This is a genomic window from Streptomyces sp. NPDC093510 (assembly GCF_040683555.1).
In the GTDB taxonomy this organism is placed as follows: Bacteria; Actinomycetota; Actinomycetes; order Streptomycetales; family Streptomycetaceae; genus Streptomyces.
The window spans coordinates 25,225-43,935 of the sequence record NZ_JBFBEE010000017.1; the positions used below are offsets into that span (position 1 = coordinate 25,225).

At 68.8% G+C, this 18,711-nt stretch carries 17 protein-coding genes; 1 reads left to right on the top strand and 16 read right to left on the bottom strand.

Translation table 11 applies throughout. From position 1 onward, the window contains the following. Nucleotides 1-7 precede the first annotated feature (7 nt). On the bottom strand, nt 8-4,774 hold the full coding sequence (locus AB0N81_RS26450) for an FtsK/SpoIIIE domain-containing protein (protein WP_365362476.1): 4,767 nt from the start codon (nt 4,772-4,774) through the stop codon (nt 8-10). A gap of 268 nt (nt 4,775-5,042) precedes the next feature. On the opposite strand from AB0N81_RS26450, the gene AB0N81_RS26455 reads away from it, so the two are divergent. After that, the gene (locus AB0N81_RS26455; RefSeq protein WP_365362478.1) at nt 5,043-5,342 is read left to right on the top strand and encodes a WXG100 family type VII secretion target; all 300 of its coding nucleotides are present in this window, start codon (nt 5,043-5,045) and stop codon (nt 5,340-5,342) included. A 144-nt stretch (nt 5,343-5,486) separates the two neighbouring features. On the opposite strand, the gene AB0N81_RS26460 is transcribed toward AB0N81_RS26455, so the two are convergent. The 15 genes from AB0N81_RS26460 to AB0N81_RS26530 form a co-directional block, all read right to left on the bottom strand. Then, nucleotides 5,487-6,167 (bottom strand): hypothetical protein, encoded by a 681-nt coding sequence (locus AB0N81_RS26460; RefSeq protein WP_365362480.1) that lies wholly within the window; start codon nt 6,165-6,167, stop codon nt 5,487-5,489. A gap of 356 nt (nt 6,168-6,523) precedes the next feature. Next, nucleotides 6,524-7,609, bottom strand: coding sequence for a hypothetical protein (locus AB0N81_RS26465; RefSeq protein WP_365362482.1), 1,086 nt, complete (start codon nt 7,607-7,609; stop codon nt 6,524-6,526). Beyond that, the gene (locus AB0N81_RS26470) at nt 7,606-8,280 is read right to left on the bottom strand and encodes a hypothetical protein (RefSeq protein ID WP_365362484.1); all 675 of its coding nucleotides are present in this window, start codon (nt 8,278-8,280) and stop codon (nt 7,606-7,608) included. The genes AB0N81_RS26465 and AB0N81_RS26470 overlap by 4 nt, the downstream gene beginning before the upstream one ends. 140 nt (nt 8,281-8,420) lie before the next feature. Beyond that, nucleotides 8,421-9,434, bottom strand: coding sequence for a hypothetical protein (locus tag AB0N81_RS26475; RefSeq protein WP_365362486.1), 1,014 nt, complete (start codon nt 9,432-9,434; stop codon nt 8,421-8,423). Next, the gene (locus AB0N81_RS26480; protein ID WP_365362488.1) at nt 9,431-10,075 is read right to left on the bottom strand and encodes a hypothetical protein; all 645 of its coding nucleotides are present in this window, start codon (nt 10,073-10,075) and stop codon (nt 9,431-9,433) included. Before AB0N81_RS26480 ends, AB0N81_RS26475 begins: the two co-directional genes overlap by 4 nt. Nucleotides 10,076-10,341: 266 nt before the next feature. Further along, complete coding sequence (locus AB0N81_RS26485; RefSeq protein ID WP_365362490.1) at nt 10,342-10,959, bottom strand: hypothetical protein; 618 nt, start codon at nt 10,957-10,959, stop codon at nt 10,342-10,344. Further along, nucleotides 10,956-11,621: a hypothetical protein gene (locus AB0N81_RS26490; RefSeq protein ID WP_365362492.1), complete on the bottom strand. Its 666-nt coding sequence runs from the start codon at nt 11,619-11,621 to the stop codon at nt 10,956-10,958. The genes AB0N81_RS26485 and AB0N81_RS26490 overlap by 4 nt, the downstream gene beginning before the upstream one ends. Continuing rightward, on the bottom strand, nt 11,611-12,144 hold the full coding sequence (locus tag AB0N81_RS26495) for a hypothetical protein (RefSeq protein ID WP_365362494.1): 534 nt from the start codon (nt 12,142-12,144) through the stop codon (nt 11,611-11,613). The genes AB0N81_RS26490 and AB0N81_RS26495 overlap by 11 nt, the downstream gene beginning before the upstream one ends. Before the next feature lie 26 nt (nt 12,145-12,170). Then, nucleotides 12,171-13,535 carry a putative T7SS-secreted protein gene (locus tag AB0N81_RS26500; RefSeq protein WP_365362496.1) on the bottom strand — a complete coding sequence of 455 codons (1,365 nt, stop codon included), beginning with the start codon at nt 13,533-13,535 and terminating at the stop codon, nt 12,171-12,173. 81 nt (nt 13,536-13,616) lie between these two features. Then, a complete protein-coding gene (locus AB0N81_RS26505; protein WP_365362498.1) occupies nt 13,617-13,913 on the bottom strand; it encodes a hypothetical protein in 297 nt (98 codons plus the stop codon). A 534-nt stretch (nt 13,914-14,447) separates the two neighbouring features. Beyond that, a complete protein-coding gene (locus AB0N81_RS26510; RefSeq protein WP_365362500.1) occupies nt 14,448-15,209 on the bottom strand; it encodes a hypothetical protein in 762 nt (253 codons plus the stop codon). Between the two features lie 137 nt (nt 15,210-15,346). Next, nucleotides 15,347-16,240: a hypothetical protein gene (locus tag AB0N81_RS26515; RefSeq protein ID WP_365362502.1), complete on the bottom strand. Its 894-nt coding sequence runs from the start codon at nt 16,238-16,240 to the stop codon at nt 15,347-15,349. Further along, entirely contained in the window at nt 16,240-17,004 is a 765-nt protein-coding gene (locus tag AB0N81_RS26520) for a hypothetical protein (RefSeq protein WP_365362504.1), read from the bottom strand. Before AB0N81_RS26520 ends, AB0N81_RS26515 begins: the two co-directional genes overlap by 1 nt. A gap of 11 nt (nt 17,005-17,015) precedes the next feature. Continuing rightward, a complete protein-coding gene (locus AB0N81_RS26525) occupies nt 17,016-18,203 on the bottom strand; it encodes an enoyl-CoA hydratase/isomerase family protein (protein WP_365362506.1) in 1,188 nt (395 codons plus the stop codon). A gap of 1 nt (nt 18,204) precedes the next feature. Next, nucleotides 18,205-18,495 carry a hypothetical protein gene (locus tag AB0N81_RS26530; protein ID WP_365362508.1) on the bottom strand — a complete coding sequence of 97 codons (291 nt, stop codon included), beginning with the start codon at nt 18,493-18,495 and terminating at the stop codon, nt 18,205-18,207. Nucleotides 18,496-18,711 lie beyond the last annotated feature (216 nt).

Genomic DNA, 18,711 nt, shown 5'->3' on the forward strand with positions numbered 1-18,711 from the left:
CGCTCCTCTACAACGGCGTGGTCAGCGTGGCGAGTTCGCCGTTGCCGAGGTGCAGCATGCCCTTGCCTGGCGTCACGGGGCCGCCGACCACGCTGCGCGAGATCCTGAGCCCGATCAGGTCGCCGCTGGAGCTGTCCTGCGGTGAGAGGAGGATGCCGCGGCGGCCCTTCTTCGCGTCGACCTGCCAGCCGGAGAAGCCGCTGCAGACGTCCTCCTCGTCACCGGCGAGGACCATCGCGAGGCCCTGGTCCGCGCCGCGCTGGATGATCCGCTTGAACTGGCTCGCCGCGTCGGCGTCCTCCAGGATCTCGGCGTCGTCGATGAGTACGACGACGGGCTCCTCCGGCGACGCGTCCGCCTCGTCGATGAGCTCCTCGAACTCGTCCTCGTCGATGTCGTCACCGGTGAACACCTTCAACACGCCCTCGGTGCCCTCCAGTTCGCGCAGCGGCGACTGGCGGGGGGCGGCGACGACGAGACGTACACCCTGCGCGCGGAACGAACGCGCCATGTTCATCAGGACCGTCGAACGCCCCGACTTGGCCGGGCCCGCGATGACGAACGCGGGCACGCCCTGCGCGAGGTCGGGGCCGTACCCCATGACCTCGTCGCCGCCGATGCCCACCAGCGCCCACAGCTTGGAGCGCGAGGCGTCCGGGTCGCGCAGCTCCCACGCCTCCTCGAAGGAGATGCGGCTCGGCAGCGTGTCGACGCGGAACGGGCGGCGGTGGCGCGGCACTTCGGTGTCGCGGGCCGCGGCCCGCTCGCCGATGGCGGCGATCGCCGCGGCCTGCCCCTGACCGGTGGAGTCCTCGGAGAGCAGCGCGAACTGCGTCTCCGTACCGCTCTCGTTCCGGAAGGCGCGGCCCGGCGCGATCTCCTCGGGGACCTTGCGGGCCGGGATGCCGAGCATCGAGAAGTCGGAGCGGTCCGCGAGGCGCAGGCCGTACTTGTCCTCGGTGAGGGAGGAGATGCGGCCCACCAGGAGCTGGCGGTCACCCGTCATCACCATGTGTATGCCGACGCTCGCGCCCTCCCGCATGATCGTGGTGATCTCGTCGGTGAGCGAGCCGTGGTCGATCTCGCCGAGCGTGGGCAGCCAGCCCTCCCACCGGTCGAGCAGTACGACGAGGTGCGGAAGCCGCTCGTCCTCGGCGGCGTCGGCCCGCTGCTCGCCGATGTCCGCGTACCCCTTGTCGGCGAGGAGGTCCTGGCGGCGGGTGAGTTCGCCCTTGAGCCGGTTGATGAGGCGGACGACGCGCTCGGTCTGGTTGCGGCCGACGACGGCGCCGCAGTGCGGAAGGCGGGTCAGCGCGTTCAGCGCGCCGTTGCCGCAGTCGATGCCGTAAAGGTGGACGTCGGCGCAGGAGTGCGTGCGCGCCAGGGAGCCCGCGATCGTACGGAGCACCTGCGAGCGGCCGGAGCGCGGGGCGCCGCCGATCATCAGATGGCCGAAGCTCGCGAAGTCCACGACGACCGGGCGGCGCGCCTGGTCGGCGGGCAGGTCCTCGACGCCGTACGGGGCGGGCGTGAGCGAGCCGGGTGCCGTGCGGGGCGCGGGGGCCGGGATCTCGTCGAGCAGCACGGTCTCGCCGAGCGCGGGCAGCCACGGGCTGTGCTGGGCGGGGATGCCCATGGTCCGGTTGGCCTCGATGATCTCGTCGACCAGGACCTTCAGGTCGGTGATCTCCTCCTCCTCGCGGGCCTGCGCCTTCGGCTTCACCAGCGAGGCGCGGCCGAGCGCCGACCAGTCCAGGGCGTCGACCCAGGGCGCGAGCAGCGTCGGGTCGGCGGCGCCGGGCCTGCGGCCACCGACGCGCCCCGACTGGAAGGGCACGAGCGAGGCGTGCCCCAGCCGGACGTACGCGCGGCCGGGCGTGTTCTTGCTGATGTGCCCGGCCTCGGGGGAGTCGATGACGTCGCTGGACTCGCCGCCGTCCGTCACGCGCAGCGCGATGCGGAGGTTGGTGTTGGCGCGGATCTCGGGGGACACGACGCCGGAGGGCCGCTGCGTGGCGAGCAGCAGATGAATGCCGAGCGAACGGCCTCGCTGAGCGATGTTGACGAGTCCCGTCACGAAGTCGGGCAGGTCACGCACCATGGAGGCGAACTCGTCGATGACGATGAGGAGCCGGGGCACGGGCGCGTGCGACGGATCGCGCCGCACGAGGTCCTGGTAGTCCTCGATGTCCTTCGCGTCGGCGTCGGCGAGGATGTGCTCGCGCCGCTTCAGCTCGGCGCCCAGCGACTCCAGGGCGCGCTCGACGAGGTGCGCGTCGAGGTCGGTCACCATGCCGACGGTGTGCGGCAGCTTCACACAGTCCTTGAAGGCCGAGCCGCCCTTGTAGTCGACGAGCACGAACGTCATGTTCTCGGGCGTATTGGCGACGGCGAGCGCGGCCACGATGGTCTGGAGCAGTTCCGACTTACCGGAACCGGTCGTACCCGCGATGAGGCCGTGCGGGCCGTCCTTGCGCATGTCGATGCCGAACGGACCGTCGTACGACTCACCGATGACGGCCATGGTCGACTGCCCGCCCGCCTGCCAGCGGGCCGTGATCGCCCCTGCGGTCGGTGGCTCCAGCTGGAGCACGTCGAGGAGCCGGCTGGAGCCCGGCAGCGCGGAGTCCTCGGTCTCGCCGCTGATGTCGCGCAGCGGCGACACGGACCGCGCGAGGCGCAGACACCAGGCGGGGGTGACGAAGTCGGGCCGTACGTCACGCAGCCGCTCGGCACCGCTCATCTCCACGCGCAGTCTCAACTCCCGTGGGGCGTCGGCCTGCTGGGCGTCGGGCGCGGTGGTGTGCCAAGCCTGGAAGGAGGGGAAGCCGCCGGGGGCGTGCTGGGGCATCGTGGGACTGTTGGGCGCGCTCTGCGGGACAGCTCCGCTCCCGTACGCGTACGCATTCGGGCCCGTGCCCGGGTCCGGCTTCGGCTCGGCGACCACGAAGGCCTGGCACTCGCCGGGCAGGAACCGTTCCTCGGTGTCGAGGCAGAGCGCGTACATGTGCACGGCGGGGCCTTCGCGCAGCAGCCGCACCACACCCGGCAGGGACCGCAGCCGCCGCGACCCGTCCCACACCACGACGATGTCCGGGTCGGAGAAGTTCGCGCCCTGGCTCTTGTTCTCCTCCGCCGCTTTGACGCGCGCGTCGAGGATCTGCGTCAGCTCGCCGATGCGGGCGCCGACGGTCTCGGCGTCCGTCCCGATGAGTACGTTGATGTCCTGGCCGCCCGACGGCCTGGCGTGCGGCAGCCACCGCACCCAGTCCCAGCTCTCCTTCGACGTGGTCTCGGTCAGCACGTAGAACTGCACGTCCATCGGGCTGTGCAGCGTCGCGGTCTGCGCGACGGCCCAGCGCCCGAGCGCGGTGGCGGAGTCGTCGGGCCCCGCGATGCCGATGACACCGAGGCCCTTCAGCGGCAGCGCGACGGGCGCGTCCTCGATCTTCCACGTCACCTGCCGCCGGTGGTCGTCCTTCTCCGGGTCGTCGAGCACGACCTCGGACGGCAACTGCCCGGTGCCGAAGCGCACCAGCAGGTGGTCGGCGTCGGTCCGCCGCCGCTCCCACAGCCGCGTCCGGGGCCCGGTGGCGAGGGCGAGCACGGCGGCGGGGTCAGGAACGGCGTTGCGCCGGTCGAGCCGCTCGGCGACGAGGGCGTCCTGCGCGTCCTTCTCGATCCGCGCCTTGGTCTCCTTGTACTCCTTGACCTGCTTCGCATGGGACTTGCGTCCGTGCTTCTTGTCCATGAAGTAGTTGCCGAACAGCATGATGGGACTGAGTCCCGCCATGATCAGGTAGTACCAGCGATCGAAGATCATCGCGGCGACGACGGCACCGACCAGCGGGAACAGCGCCATCAGCCACGGCAGGGGCCGCGCCTCGTACTCCCGGGGCGGGGTGGGCAGCCGGAAACTGGTCTGCCGCTCGGGCGGCCGCAGTCGCGGGGGCCGGTTGTAGTCGAGCCCGGCACCGTCCTCCGACCACTTGAGGGCGGCGTTCGGAGGGGTGTACCGGACGAGTTCGAGGAGGGTGTTGCCGAGGGCGATCTGCGCACCGAGCGGCCACGCGACCGTACTGGCCCGCCCCTTGGCCCGCGCCTTGGCCCGGGCGTCGCGCTGCTCCTTCCACTCCTTGCGCTCTTCCTTCTCCCGCTTCTCCCGGGCCTTCCGGTCCTTCTTCGTCTCCCCCTCGGGCGGGGTCGCCCCCGCCGGCTCGGGCTCTTCCTTCTCCACACCGAAGGGCTCCCCGTCGAGGGTGACGCCCTCCTTGTCCTTCTCGTCCCCGTGCAGGGTGGCTTGGCACGTTCCGTCGGTCGCGACTGACAACGTGAGGGCGCGGGCCGGCATCTCCGGGTCGTCTATCCGGATGTACGAGGCGGGCCCGCTGCCAATGTCGTAGCGGCCGATGCCGAGCCGGTGGACGGCGCCGGCGGCGGTCCCGCTCGCGACGCGCAGCTCGACGAGTCCGGAGGGCTCGCCCGGCAGACATCCGGCCGGATCGTTGAGACTGACGATGGCGCCCTCGCGCAGCGGCGAGGTGACGACGGTGGCGGAGGGATCGACGGCGTACCCGTCGACGTAGATCATCGGGGCGCCTCCGCCGGGAGCCTGCTGCCCCTGCCCGATCGGGATGATCTGCGCACCGCTGTGGCCGACCTGCCGGGCCAGTTCCACCGCGATGTCCTGCACGGTGGACTCGGGATCGGCGTCGAGAACCACGTCGGCGGAGCCACCGCCGAACGGATCGACGACGGTCAGAGTCAGGCGCACGATCGTCCTCCCCGGAGCTGAACAATGCGCCTGACGATATCCGCTCCCCCCTTCCCACAGGCAACGGCCCGTACCCGGCCCGCGCCCGGCCCCCTTCCGGAACCACACGCGCCACTTCGCACTTGCTCATAGCAGAGCTGTGACTGAACCGGGCTGCGTTCTCATCAGCCCCACCCGTAAGCTGCTGGCGCAAGAGCGGAAGATCGCACCATCCGCAAAGAGGAGCCACGGGGGTTGGCCCTGCGGCGAGTTGATAGGAGAGAGCCTCATGGCCAAGGACCTTGATGTCACATATCAGGACATGCGCGACGCGGCGAAGCACGTCGTCAAGGAGAAGGACAAGCTCAACGAGAAGCTGGACGGCCTGAAGAAGTACATCAAGAACCTCGTCGAGACGGGCTTCGTCACGAAGAGCGCCTCGAAGGCGTTCGACGACAACTTCGACGATTTCGTCGAGGGCGCGAAGAAGACCCTCGAGGGCCTGGACGGCATGGGCGACTACCTGACGAACGCCGCCGAGAAGTACGAGCAGATCGATGATGAGCTGGGGCGGGCCGCGAAGAAGTAGCCGGCCGGCGTCACGCCGACGGGGAGTGGGGTGTCGGAGGCCACCTCGGACACCCTGCCCCGTGTCCCGAAGGTCCCGTCAGCTGCGACTGAAGCAACGGCGCCGCACCACGGGAGCAGCGTGAGAACTGCACGGCGCACGCGCTCAGTGGTGGGTCCGGCGCTGTTGAATCGTGTGCTGTCGGATGGTGTGCATATGGAGTTCGCTGCGGAACTCCTCTGTCGTGAGCCGGATCCAGGACGCGTCACGGAACTTCAGGAGCAGCAACTGGGTCCGGAACTCACCGTGGAACGGGTCGACGAGCTCGGCAGAGCCTGCGGGCAGGCGGGCGACGATCCCCATGTGCTTCTCCCGCCCCACCGAGACGCGGCGCGGCGGGGCAGCCAGGACGATCTCGTCCTGAGTCGCGACGACGAAACGCTGATGGTGAGAGGAATGCCTGTACCAGCGCAGCAGAAACTGCCCTGCCTCACCGCTCCAGTTGCCGTCGAAAACACGGTCGAGCCCCTGCTTGTCGACGAGTATCTTGAGCCGCGCCTCGTCCTCACGCGCTCGCCGATTCTCGTCTCCGTTGTTCTCGAACAAGAACTCCCGGAGACGGTCCAGCAGGGACAGCAGGGTCACGAACGGCAGGAGAGGTACGGCCAGCGCCGTGCCGAGCATGCCCAACGGAGGCATGGCCGCCGGGCGCAGCCGCGGCTCACCGGCCGCGCGAAGCGCCTCGGCCGGAGGGTCGGGGATCTTGTCGATCGTGCACCATCCCGCGGCTTCGGCCCGGACGCCGAGGCGTTCGGTGATCATGCGCTGGTTGCCCCTGGATGTCACGTCAGGACTCTCCTCGTCGGCACGGAACAGGCTTGCTGCAACCGAGAGGGTATACGGGTGCCGGATGGCACCCGGGAGGAAGAAATCGGCTGGCGCGACCCCCGTTGTCAACGGATCTCGCCGCCGTAAAGAAGTGCTCGCGGGGCCTGGGAAAGATTCACAGCGTTCACTTCTACGGCTGCCAAGACGTACGACAAGATCGATCACGAGTTGGCCGAGGCGGTACGGAGGAAGTGGCCGAACTCGGCCGCAAGCGCCGCAAGTTCCGCAAGATGGCCGACGTGATCGATGAGCAGTTCCGGGTCATGAGGAAGTCCGACCTCCACGTCCGACTGCCGGGTGAAGCGAGGCGCTGGTCAACGGTTGATCGACTGGACTTCCTCGACGGTGATCTCCTGTACGGCCTCGATCTTGCCGTCGGGCATGCCCACCGGGGTGTTCTGGCCCGTGCCCGTCCAGCTGATCTCCCAGGTGAGGGAGGCCTTCAGGGGGAACGTGGCGCCGGCGGACGAGCGGCCGTAGACGATGCCGCAGGGCGGGGTCTCCTTGGCCTTGCCCTGTGCGTAGGGCTCGCCGATCCTGTCGCCGACGATGGGGCATTCGCCGTCGGCGGGGAGAGTGGTCGCTTCCTCGGTGCCGGGGTCCAGGGTGAGGGACTTGGGGGCCGCGGTCGTCGTCGCGGAGATGTTGAAGCCGGGGACGTCGATGGACGCGGTCGCCTCGACCTCGTCGAACTCCGCCTTGTCGAGCCACGCCCACGTGGGCAGCTTGACCTTGGTGGTGCCGTCGGGCGCGAGGGTGACCTTGGTCTTCGGGAGCTCCATGTGCTGGTAGGCGAGGGCCGCGAGGATCTCCGGGGAGATGGCTTCCTCGTACTGGGGCGGCGGGGCCTCGCCGTTCTCCACCCAGAAGGGGATGTCGCTGCACGAGGAGCGCTTCAGGATGTCCGGCTCGGTGGGGTTCTCGACCGCCGCCCAGAACATGCCCTCGCCGTCCTTGTCGACGTTGTAGTCCTTGTAGCCGGGGGTGTCAGTCCAGCCGTAGTCGTCCTCGTAGTGGCGCTGGAGCTCATTGATCGCCGCGCCCGCGTGCCCGGTCATCCCGGGCGTATTCGCGGCGTCCTTGAGCTCCTTGGACATCTTCTTCTTGAATTCCTTGGCGCCGTACATCGGGGCGTACCAGCACGGTGGGGGATTCCAAGTGACGTCTGAGGAAGCGACGTTGCCTCGACCGTTGCCTTTGGCGACGGCTCCGGAGTACTTGACTTGGGCGGCGGCGTAGATGCCGGTGCCGGCTTTGTCGGTGCCGCCCTGTTGTTCCGCGTCGGCCCCCTTGCCTGACCCCACCGGCTTCCCGGCATACGCGGCTTCGGTGAGAACGAGAGCGCTGAGCGCGAGCGTCAGCGCTGCGGTGGTGACGGCTGCGCGCCGTGATCTGTTCACTGACACTTCTCCGCCTTCGTCTCGACGAACACCTTGGACGCCTGCCAAAGGCCCCCGCCCGTGGGGTACTTGACCATCACGATTTTGTAGTGGTCGAAGTCCTTGATGCTCTTCTCGGTTTTGAGGATCTTTCCGGTCTTGATCTCTTTGCCGTAGAAATTGCTGGCGTCCGCGCAGAACGCGACCTCGACCGACTTGCCGTTCGGTGTGGACCGGGTGGTCGCCTGGTAATGGCGCAGGGTGCCGTCTGCCGTCCAGCCGCCGTCGATCCAGCTGTTGATCTGGGTCTTCGCGTAGTGGAGTCCGCCGCCGGTGGCGTAGGCGGTCACGGCTGCTTCCTTGTCCGTGCGCTTGTCGACACCTCGATAGATGGCACGGAAGAAGTTCGCGGCGTCATTCATCGCCGCTGCCTCGTCCTTGTCCTTCGGCTTGGCCCAGTCGAAGACGAGATTCATGCTCTTCGGCAGCGATACGTCGACGCCGTCCGGCTTGTCGGCGGCCGGAGCGCCGGACGGGTCCGCCGACTTCTTCGGCTTCGCCGAGCCGTCGTCGGCTCCGGCGATCTTGTCCTTGTCCTTAGAGCCACCGTCGTCCCCGCTGCCGCAGCCCGTCAGGAGCAGGGCGGCGGTAGCGGCGAGCGCGGCGGTGACGGGCAGGGTGCGGCGGTTCACGGTCGGCTCCCGGTGGGGCGAGGGGTGTCTCCAGCGAGCCGACGTTAGCTGTGAGGTCGCGGAATCCGCCAGGGTCGATAGCGGGGCAAGACACCGCATCCTGGCCGACTGTCACCGTGTCGTGACGCGGAGGCAGACGCTCACCGGTTGACCGACTGGACCTCCTTGACCGTGACGTCCTGCTCGAAGGTGGACAACCCGTCGGGCAGCGCCGGTTGGCGGGCGGGGCCGTCGGGGTCCGCGGAGTCGGTCCAGGTCACCTTCCAGCTGACCTGGGCCTGCAGCGGATAGGAACCGTCACCCGAGGACTTCTTGAAGGCGATGTTGCAGCCGGCCCGCGAGGTGTCCACCTGGTAACCGGACTTGGTCTTGGTCAGGTCGTAGTCGCAGGTCTTGGGGTCGGCGAACTCCGTGCCCGCGTCGACGCGGAGGGCGACGGGCGTCGCGACCGTGGTGGCGGCGAGGTCGACGCCGAGGTGGTTGAAGCGGGCCGTCACCCAGACCCGGTCGAGAGGCGCGTCGAACTTGACGTGCGTCGGCAGGTTCACGATCTGGTTGTCGGCGGCGGGGCGGACCGTGACCGGTGGGGCGGGGAGTTTTGTTTCGGCGTAGGCGAGGCCGGCGAGTGCGAGCGGGGATATGGCGTCCTGCGGAGCGTCTCCCTCCTCGACCCACTGCACGCCTTTGATGGTCGTGCACTTCTCCATGTCCCCGGGGGCAACACTTCCCGACTTGAGCTGGCTCACGGCGTAGGTCCGGTACCACCAGGCACCCTTGTCGCCCTCGTGGAAGTCCTTCCCGTCGTTCCAACCGGGAAGGGCCTTTCCGGTATTGGGGTCGATGGGCGCGGTCTTCTTCTGCTCTTCCTTGTACTGCTTGGCGGTGAATTTCGGCTGGGTCCAGCACAAGGGGGGCTTCCACGGGCCTTCGCTCGGGGCTATCTGGCTTGCCCCTTTCGTGCCCTTGAAATTGGTCTTGTACTGGACCTGTGCCCCGATGGAACCGCTGCCGGACGAACCCTCACCGCTGCCTTCGCCGGCAGGGGGCTTTCCTGAACTCCCGGAGCCGTCACCGGCGCTCGCTGTCCCCACGTACCCGAGGGTCAGCAGCGCGGCCATTCCCAAGGCCGACGCGATGCGGGTCATGCTCTTCACCGGCACTCCTGCGCCGAGGTCTTGCCGCGGAAGGACTGGACCAGCCAGGTGTCGTGCTGGGTCTTCCTGAGCGTTGCTGTGTTGCGGATGAAGTCCTCCGGCGTCGGTTCCGTCTTCCGCGTCTTTCCTGACTTGATGTCCTTGGCGTACGCCTTGGAACGGTCCTCGCAGTAGGAGACGATGGCGAGGTCGTCGGTGCTCTTCTCGATCTTCCGGTCGTAGTATCGGTAGGTTCCGGTGATGGTGCGGCCTTCCGACTTCGCCTTCTTGATTTCCGAGACGTAGAAGTCGCGGGCCTCGTCGGCGTAATACCGCGTCAGGTAGCGGGAATTCGGGTCCAGGTCCACGAAGAGCCGCTGCCGGGCCATGAGCCCCTCAGCTTGTTCCTTGAGGATCTGGTCCTTCGCTTTGTCGCCGGTCTTGTTCGACTCGATCTCAACCTTGATGTCATCAGGGAGACCGAAGTCGGCGACCTCGGCCGAGGCGGACGGTGAGGGTTTTGAGCTCGACGAATGGGAGCTCTTCCCCTGGTCTGCTCCCTTGATCTTGTCATCGGGCTCGGAGTCGCTGCTGCAGCCTGTCAGGAACAGCGCCGCCGTGGCTGCGAGCGCGGCGGTGACGGGCAGGGTGCGGCGGTTCACGGTCGGCTCCCGGTGGGGCGAAGGGGCATGTCCAAGGGAGTGACGTTACCCAGGGGGCCCCTGGTTCTGCAGGGGCACCATCCGGGCAAGTCATTACATTTCGGTGGGATGTGATCGTGTTGTGACGCAAAGGCTGGGCAGTGCGACGGGTTCGAAGCCCTACAAATCACCGGGTGCTTGAGGGGCCGCCGGGGTTCGCTGCTGCTATTGGTGCGAGGAGGGGAGAGGGGGGGTGGGGAGAGGGGGGGCTGGGCGGGGCGCCCCGCTCACGGCGCCCAGACCCCCAACGTCCTCGCCAGCGCCTCCAGGTCCTCCGCCGCCCGCATGACATGCGCGATGTCTTCGGACGCCGTCCAGATGACGACGTCCGCCCCGTGTTCCTCGACCTGCCACGCGTAGCGCACGCAGGCCAGCAGGTGGGGAGAGTCCTCCTGGGGGACGTAGCGGAAGGTGGTCATGCCCTTGCCGAGTCTGTCGGACTTGAAGGGCTTGACGACCGGGGGTTCGACGGCTGTCGGGTCGTCCGCCTCCGTGAGGGCTCGGAGGGTTTCCTCGCGGGGGCCCGACGCGGGGCCTATCGCCGCGATGACCGGGAGCGGCGCATCGGCGGGGTGGTCGACGTGGAGGAAGACCCAGTGGTCCGAGCCGGGCGGCGCGAAGGCCTCGGCGCTGCGCTCCAGGGTGCTGGCGACGAAGTCGACGCCGTTGGGGCCGGGGTCGAGGTCGCTGTCCGTCCACAGGTCCTCGGCGACTTCGCGGGCCCACGCGCCGATGTCGTCCCACTCGGGGAAGGGCGCCGCGCGTCCGGTCCGCGGCGGGACCATGACCCAGGCGTCGTCGTCGACGTCCTCGATGTCGAGGATCAGCCAGAACAGCTCACTCATGCCCGGCTCCAGCGGAAGTTGGCCATCACGGCGTCGAACCATTCGACGAGGGCCTCGGCCAGCTCGTCCCGGGGGTCCCCGCCGCCGACCGTCGAGAGCGCGGCCACGAACCAGCGGTCCGGGTCGCCCGGCACGGACAGGATGTACTCAACGCGCCGCGAGGCGAGCTCGGCGCCCTTGCCCGGAGCGGCGTCGGCGACGTGTTCACGGCGTACCGCCAACGCACCGTCGATCTCGCCCGAGCTCAGATCGGCGTCCTCGACGCCGTCGCGGGACAGCAACTGCACGGCCACATCCGTCGGTTCGGCCGCGGCCTCGCGCTGTCCCGGGCGCCGGGGCACGACCGACTCCGACACGAGGATCGAGGCGCCGACGGTGAAGTCGCCCATCGGCTTCACCGGCAGGTACAGGTCCAGGGCCTTGCTCTGCTGGGCCTCGGCGACGGACGCGCGGAACCGGCGTTCCAGTTCGCGCTTGTACGGGCCGATCCTGTCGCGCGGGGCGTCGGCGGGTATGCGGGCGTACGCCTCGTCCAGGATGCGGCGGACGGCGTCCTCCGTGCCGTGGCGCAGAGGGACCTGGGCCCATTCGGAGGGCAGGAGGATGCGGTAGCCGGTGGCCGGTGTCTCCGGGGCGGACGACTCGGTCTGGTCAGGCAGCACGTGCTTGTTCCTTGTGGTTGAGATGCCACATCCAGGCCAGACCGGCGAGGGACGTGGCGACGGCGATCCAGAGAACCGCGTGGCCCATGCCGATGGCTCCCAGGAGGGCGTAGAAGAGATACAGGACGAGCGCCCACTTGATGAGGCTGTGGTCCTCCCGCAGGTTCCGCCAGTCGTCGGGACGCCGCGAGACGTAGATCAGGAGTACGGGTACGAGTGCGCACAGCACCCAGTCCCACGTCGGCCAGGGCACCAGCTGCTCGTCGAAGAAGTCCTCGGTCGCCGGCGCCGCGAACATGCGCAGCATGGAGAGGAGGAAGACCCACCGGAAGACGCCGAGCCGCAGCGCCACCCGCCGTTCGGCCCCGCGGGCACGGTCGGCCCCGCGGGCACGTTCGGTGCGGTCGGTGCGGTTGGCGCCGTCCGCGCGGCCGGTACCGTCTGCGCGGCCCGCACCGTCTGCACCGTCTGCACCGTCGGAACCCCGCGAGTCGTCCGCCCCGGCGGATCGTTTCTTGGCCATCGACCTGCCGTCTTCCTCGCCCTTCCTCACCACCGCGAGCCCAGCGGCTGCGTCATACGGTCCTTCATCCTGCTGTACTCGCCGTCCGAGACCGCGTCGCCGCTCTTGTCGGCGGCGTCGAGACCGGTGCCGACCGCCCACGACCCCCGGAGCACGTCCTTCTGGCGCGCGGCCTCGCGGGCGTTGTCCGCCAGCTTGGTGTTGTCCGGGTAGGTGTCACGCCACTTGTTGATGTCCTTCATCTGCTGGCCGAGCTTCGCGTCGCCCAGGACACCGGCCTTCTCCTGCGCGGTGATCTGCGGCATCTCGGCCTCGCGCACCTCTTCGCCCGCCTTCTTGCCGGCCGTGCGGTTCTTCTGCTCCATCTTGAGGCGGCGGGCCCGGTTCCGCTGGCGGTCGCCGCCCGACCTGCCACCGCCCTTCTTCTCGCCCTTGGCCGCGTTCTTCATGGCGTTCTTGCGGGTCGCGGCCGCGCTGGACTCGGCGCCCTCCTTGGCCACTCCCGCGGCGGTCTTGCGGGAGCTCTGCTGCAACGCCTTGATGGCCTTGGCGGCCTTCACGCCGTTGCGCGCCATCTTGAGCGCGCCGATGTCCATGACGACGTCGAACCATGAACCGTTGCCTGTCGCCGCCTGCACCAGGTGGGCGACGGCCACGATGGCCGTCAGGGCGAGCGCGATCACACCAAGCGCCGGGAAGAACATGGCGGCGATACCGACGACCGTGGCGAGCCAGCTGAGCTTGTCCGCCCAGTCACCGATCCAGTCGGCGTCGGCGACCCAGGCCTTGAAGTCGTTCCACCAACTGTCCTTCATGTCGTCGTCGATGGACTTGCGTATCTTGCCGGCGTAGTGGCCCGCACGCTCGTCGTAGTCCCCGGCCGCGGAGTTGAGGCGCCCCCGGGCGTCCGCCAGATCCTCCTTGGCCTTCTTCAGGGCCGGGTCCTCGGTGTCGGAACCCTTGTCGCCCTTCTTGTCCTTGCCGTCGTTGTCGCCGTTGTCGCCGGCCTTGTCCTTCTTGTCGGCGTCGGGCTTGTTCTCGTGGGTGTCGATGATGCGCTGGGCGTCCTTGGCGTCGCCGAGCGCCTTGTCCGCCCGCTTCTGGAACCCTTCGAGATCCTCGGCCCAGCCGGAAAGATGGCCCTTGACCTCGCGATAGCGGTCCTCGGCCTCGTCGAGCTTGCGGCCGAGCGCGCGGGAGTCCTCACCGAGCTTCTCCGCGTACTTGCCCTTGAGGTTGTCCGCGTCCGCCATGGCGTTGAGCGCCTCGGCCTGCGTGCGCAGGTACTCGGCGATCTTCTTCATGTGCTTGACCTGCTCGCGCACCGCCACGGGGTCACCCGGCACGGGGTCGCTCTCGCGCAGCGGCTGCCAGTCCTTGGGTCGTGCCATTTCTCTCTCCCCCGATTTTTTCTGGCTCTTCTGGCTCTTCTGGCTTTTCCGGCTGTTTCGAGTGTCCGTGAGCCGCTGCGGCTACTTCTCTTTCTTCTTGCCGGTCTTCGACAACTGGTCTTCCAGCTTCTTGAACGCGTCCCGCGTGTTGTCGACCATCTTCCCGACCTCTTCGAGGGATTCGAGAAGGCGTTTGCGGTTCTTGTCCCAGTTGTCGACGAAGTCGCCCATCGCATCCTTGATGTCTGATGCGCCGACCGCGGACTTGATGTCGTCCTTCCATTCCCCGAGGTTCTTGAACTCGGTCTGGATGGCGCTCAGTTGGCTGGACGACTTGTTGAGCAGCTGAAAGTCGACGACCAGGTCGGATCCGGACATGTCTCCCCGTTCTTACTGTCCTGCCGTACTTGCCGCGCTTGCCGGATTTGTGTCGCATCTCGGCCCCGTTGGCGCGATCCATACGGTACTCAAGCCGGGTGCCGCATTGCGCGGGGCACTACTTTGCCATGATCACGTGCCCGTTCCGGGGCCCGTTCTCTGGATGTTCTGGGGAAGTATCGGGGCCAGGAGATCGTCGCCTGGGACTGACCTTCGGCGCTTTCGCCGACCGCGTCGGGTGGGTGACGCGGCTGGGGCTCGGGGAGCCTGGTCAGCGATGCGCGGTCCGGGCGACGGCGTACGGCGCCGCCCGCGAGCGGCACCACGGCGGAGGCCGAGCGGCCGCGGCGCGACTGGGGACCGATCGGCTGACCGAGGTCCGGCCGGGGCCGGCGGACCCGCTCCTCCCGTGTCCGAAAGCCCGCGCCTGCTCCCAGCCGCGCCCCGCGAGATCCAGCCGCGCCGCCCCACCCGGGTGGAAGGAGCCGGGTGGAAGGAGCCGGGTGGAAGGAGCCGGCGGAAGGAGCTGAAGGGCTACGGCAGCTTCGCGCTCTGCGTCTTCACCACGGCCCGGCCGATCTCCGCGTTGCCGGGGCGCGCCTGGGTGAAGGCCATGCCGTCCACCGCGTAGTAGACCGCGATGGTGTCGCCGTGGCGGGCCGCCTGGGCGCGCATGGTGTGGGTGACGCCCTTGTACTTCGTCGTGACCCTGAAGGCGAGCGACTCGTCGGCGCCGCTCGGCGTGGGGGCGTTCTCGGCGGTGACGGAGGAGTACGAGCCCGAGTTGCCGTTCGCCTTGGCCGAGAAGCCCGTACCGCAGGAGCGGACCGCCTTGGAGAGGTCGGCCAGGGTCGTCTTCGCCTCGCCGCTCGCGTAGGTGGCGAGCGTGACGTACGTGAAGTCGGCGGGCCCCTTCGCTCCCGTGGCGAGGCGGATCAGGTCGGCCTTCGGGGTGCCGAGGGGAAGCTGGTTCGTCGCGTAGGCGAGCGGGGCGCAGACGGCCTTGTCGAGCTTGACCTGGTCCTGTGCCGTGGCGAACGCGTACTTCGTGTCGGGCTTCTTGACCGTGTACCCCTCGACCTCGTTCTTGGTGAGGGCGGCACGGCTGAGCGTGGCGGCCGGGTCGGCGGTCTTCTCCGAAGACCCCGGGGACTTCGCGGACCCCTTCGAGTCGGACCTCGAGTCCGAGGAATCCGAGGAGGACGAATCCGAGTCGGAGTCCCCGCACCCGCTGAGGGCCATCGTGGCGACGAGGACGAGAGCGGGCGCGGCCAGGGCAGTTCGGGTCCGCTTCATGAGGGCTGAGGCTCCTGTCGGTGGACGGACGTCGGGCGTCGGCGTGCGTCCGCGGCACTTTACTGTGCGGGCGGCAGGGGCGGCAGGGGCGGCAGGGGCGGCAGAGGTGACAGAGGTGGCAGGGGCGGACGAGGTGCTCACAGATCGCCGGGCGCCGGCACCGCGGGCTCTCCCGCGTCGTCCATCACGATCGAGTGCGTATCGAAGAGGCCCGTCCCCGCCTTCACCGGAACCCGGGTCTCGACCAGCGTGACGCCGCTGCCCAGGCGGCTGTACGTCGGCGGGTGCGCCGTCTTGGGAAGGTCGGCCATGAAGCGTGTCACCCGTTCCCACTGCCCCTCGGACAGCTCGCTCTCCGTGAGCAGGTGGACAGAGCCGTCGAGGACCTGGCCGAGCCGCTCGGCGTCGTCCGGATTGCCGACGGCCAGCCGTACCCATGAACCGTCGGCGAACGTGACGCGCACATCCGCGCCGAGCTCGCTGAACCGCATGCGGCGCACCCCCGTGACGGACCCGCGCGTGAACTCGCCGAGTACGTCGGCCTTCAGGCTGCCCCTGCGGGTCGCGAGGAAGAGGAGGCGGCGGTCCGTCAGGACCAGGTCGGTCGCGCAGCCCTCCGGGCGCCGTCCGGGGTCCAGCTGCCAGGGGACGGTCCTGGCGAGGGTGCCGGGCGCGGCCCACATGACGGGGAAGTCGTCCACCTCGTTCCCGGGCTCCTCGGGCCTGCCCCGGCCCGGCACCTCTCCCAGGGGAGTGCCCGCGGCTCCGCCGAGGTTCGCGATCAGGTTGGCGATCAGCGGGATGCCCACCAGCAGGGCGCGGCCGGTACGGCGGGCCGCCTTGTCACCCGCGGAACGCAGCTCGTACGTGGGGCCCGCGGGCCACCCCGCCGATTCCAACGCGGCCTGGATGTCCGCCCGCTCCGAGTCCCGGAACCACCGCGAGCCGGATACCGCGGGCGCCAGCCCCGTGGCGAACCTGGCCGAGGTGCGCAGGAGCAGCTGTTCATCGGCGTTCGGATACCAGTCCATCAGCGCACCGTTTCTTTCCGCGGGTCCCCGGCACCATTCAGCCCACCGTCACCGGAGACGCCACCGTGGGAGATGCCATCGTGGGAGATGCCATCGTGGGAGATGCCGCCGTCGGAGATGCCACCGTCGGAAACTGCGGGAAACGCCACGGTCCCCACGATGCCCGCGACGGCATGGGTGAATTCCTCCCACTGTTCCATGGACGCCGTATCCAGCGTGAATACCGCGGTGTAAGGGCCGTTCCCAAAGGGGATGTGCACCTGGAACTGGCCCATCACGAGTTCCTCGTCCGTCCCGCTCCGCGTGAATCGGCCGTCGATGACGAGGCGCCGCAGGGAGATCGCCGAAACGGCGGGCCCGCAGGGAAGGTCGAGCCAGGTCACGTCGTTCAGGGGCTCGGTGCCGAGCGTGGCCCGGATGCCCTGGGCCACCACCTCCTGGTCGACGGAGCCGGATTCGAATACCGACAGGGTGAGGGAGCAGTGCGCGACGCCGCCGCCCTCGATCTCGTACAACCCGATGCCGAAGAAGGCGACGCCACCGGCCAGCATTCCCTCCGCCGTCTCGGCGTACAACGCGTTCAAGGCCTCCCGGAGCGGTTCTTCGCCCTGCGGATAGACGTCGCGCACGAATTGCCGTACGACTTCAGCGCGTTCTTCGGCGTCGGCAGAGATCTCGATGGCGTGCATGCCTTCGGGGAGATCGAAGGTCATGGGCGGCAGCGAGGCCATGTCCACGGTGAGGGGCGGTGCGGTGGCGTTCATGGAACCGGCCCTCAGTTTCCGTAATCGGTGTGCGCGATGGTGTAGCCCTTGTATCCCGTCAGGCCGGACTTGATGGCGGCGTCCAGGGCGCGGCCGCCGTTGCTCATCGGGGCGAGCAGCTCATCGCTCTTCACGAACGGCAGCTTGGAGCCGATCGTGTTGAGCGTCTTGGTGCCCGCCAGTTGCCCGCCCCTGAAGTTCTGCAGTCCGCTCTCCGCGGCGAGCCGCAGGCGGCTGCCGCCCTCGCCGAGCTTGACGACGGGTGTGGCCTTCAGCGGCCCGAAGAGCTTGTACGCCTTGCCGACGCTCGTCACGCCGCGGTAGCCGGCGCCGAGCCGGGAGGCCCGTGCGGCGGCGCTGGTCCCCTTGGCGAGCGCGGCCCCTCCGGTGAGCCCCTTCACGCCGGGCAGGACGCCGAGAGCGTCGAAGGTCATGGACGTCCAACTCACGTCCGCACCAGCCGCCTTGGCCGTCAGATGGGTCAGCAGTGCCGCGCCGCTGGTCGCCATGGCGCCGACGGCGAAGATGGCGCCGAGGGGCTCGAAGGGGGCCGTGATGATGGCCAGGACGCCCAGGGCGTTGCTGATCAGGCTCAGTACGTCGCCGATCTCCTTGATCAGGTCAGCGTGGTCCTCGAACCAGTCGCCGGTGGCGTCCCACGCGTCCGCGATGCCCTTGCCCAGCCTGTCCCAGAAGCCGGGCTCGTTCGGGGCGATGTCGCCCGCCTTGTCGAGCTCCTTGCTGATCGCCCCGGCGGCCTTGGCATAGCGGTCCTCGAGGTCGTGGACGTCGCCGATGACTCCGTCGACGTCGCCCGACGCCTTGGCGGACTCCTCGCTGTCGGGCTTCGCCTCGGAGCGGGCGTCCAGCTTGTCGCCGGCCTTCTTCTCCAGGCGGTCGGCCTCGTCCTGGAAGTCCGCAAGCTCCTTGGCCCACCGGTGCAGCGCCCGGGAGGCCTTGTCGAAGGACTCGTGGCTCTTGCGGATGAGAGGGGTGACGTCCTCGCCGATGTACGAGGTGAAGGCGAGGGCCGCCTTGCCCTTCCAGGCGCCGCACTCGATCCGCTCCAGGTCCCGTACCGCGGTGCCGAGTTCGGAGGCGAGTCCGCCCAGCTTCTTGGCCAGTGCCCGCGTGTCCTCGACGTCACCCGGCGTGGGGTCCCAGCCTATGTGGGGGAAGTCGGGTCGCCTGGTACCCACGCTACTTGCTCTTCTTCCGGGTCGACTTGAGCGATTCGGCGAGGGCCCGGTCCAGCTTGCTGAACTCGTCGTCGATCTTGTTGATCATCTTGACGGCGCCCTGGGTGTGCTTGCCGAGCTGCTTGATGCCGTAGCCCCACTCGTCGGCGAACTCGTGCACGTCCTCGACGAGCTTGCCCGCGCCGACGGTGCCCCTGAGCGTGCGCCGGGCGGCGTCCATCCGGTCGCTGACCGAGCTGAACGTCCTCTTCAGATCCTCGAAGACCGTTCCGTCGAGCCGCAGGTCACTCATGTGTCGGACCGGTTCCCCTGTGTGATGGGCGAGTACGAGGCCGGTGCCGCCGGTGGCACGGGCGCACGTGGGACCCGTCGATCGTCGACCGTCGGCCTCCCTTGATCCAAGTCGAGGGAGGGGACTTGGCGAGAACTTTGGGCCCATTAACGTGTAGCATGCATCCTCTTTGCCGGGACTTGACGGAGTGGGCCCGGAAGTCGTCCGGCATGATGG

What these genes read in the sequence shown, in the direction of transcription:
- AB0N81_RS26455 (WP_365362478.1), top strand. Translation starts at nt 5,043, where the DNA reads ATGGCCAAGGACCTTGATGTCACATATCAGGACATGCGCGACGCGGCG.
- AB0N81_RS26485 (WP_365362490.1), bottom strand. Translation starts at nt 10,959, where the DNA reads ATGAGTGAGCTGTTCTGGCTGATCCTCGACATCGAGGACGTCGACGAC.
- AB0N81_RS26495 (WP_365362494.1), bottom strand. Translation starts at nt 12,144, where the DNA reads ATGGCCAAGAAACGATCCGCCGGGGCGGACGACTCGCGGGGTTCCGAC.
- AB0N81_RS26500 (WP_365362496.1), bottom strand. Translation starts at nt 13,535, where the DNA reads ATGGCACGACCCAAGGACTGGCAGCCGCTGCGCGAGAGCGACCCCGTG.
- AB0N81_RS26505 (WP_365362498.1), bottom strand. Translation starts at nt 13,913, where the DNA reads ATGTCCGGATCCGACCTGGTCGTCGACTTTCAGCTGCTCAACAAGTCG.
- AB0N81_RS26510 (WP_365362500.1), bottom strand. Translation starts at nt 15,209, where the DNA reads ATGAAGCGGACCCGAACTGCCCTGGCCGCGCCCGCTCTCGTCCTCGTC.
- AB0N81_RS26515 (WP_365362502.1), bottom strand. Translation starts at nt 16,240, where the DNA reads ATGGACTGGTATCCGAACGCCGATGAACAGCTGCTCCTGCGCACCTCG.
- AB0N81_RS26520 (WP_365362504.1), bottom strand. Translation starts at nt 17,004, where the DNA reads ATGAACGCCACCGCACCGCCCCTCACCGTGGACATGGCCTCGCTGCCG.
- AB0N81_RS26530 (WP_365362508.1), bottom strand. Translation starts at nt 18,495, where the DNA reads ATGAGTGACCTGCGGCTCGACGGAACGGTCTTCGAGGATCTGAAGAGG.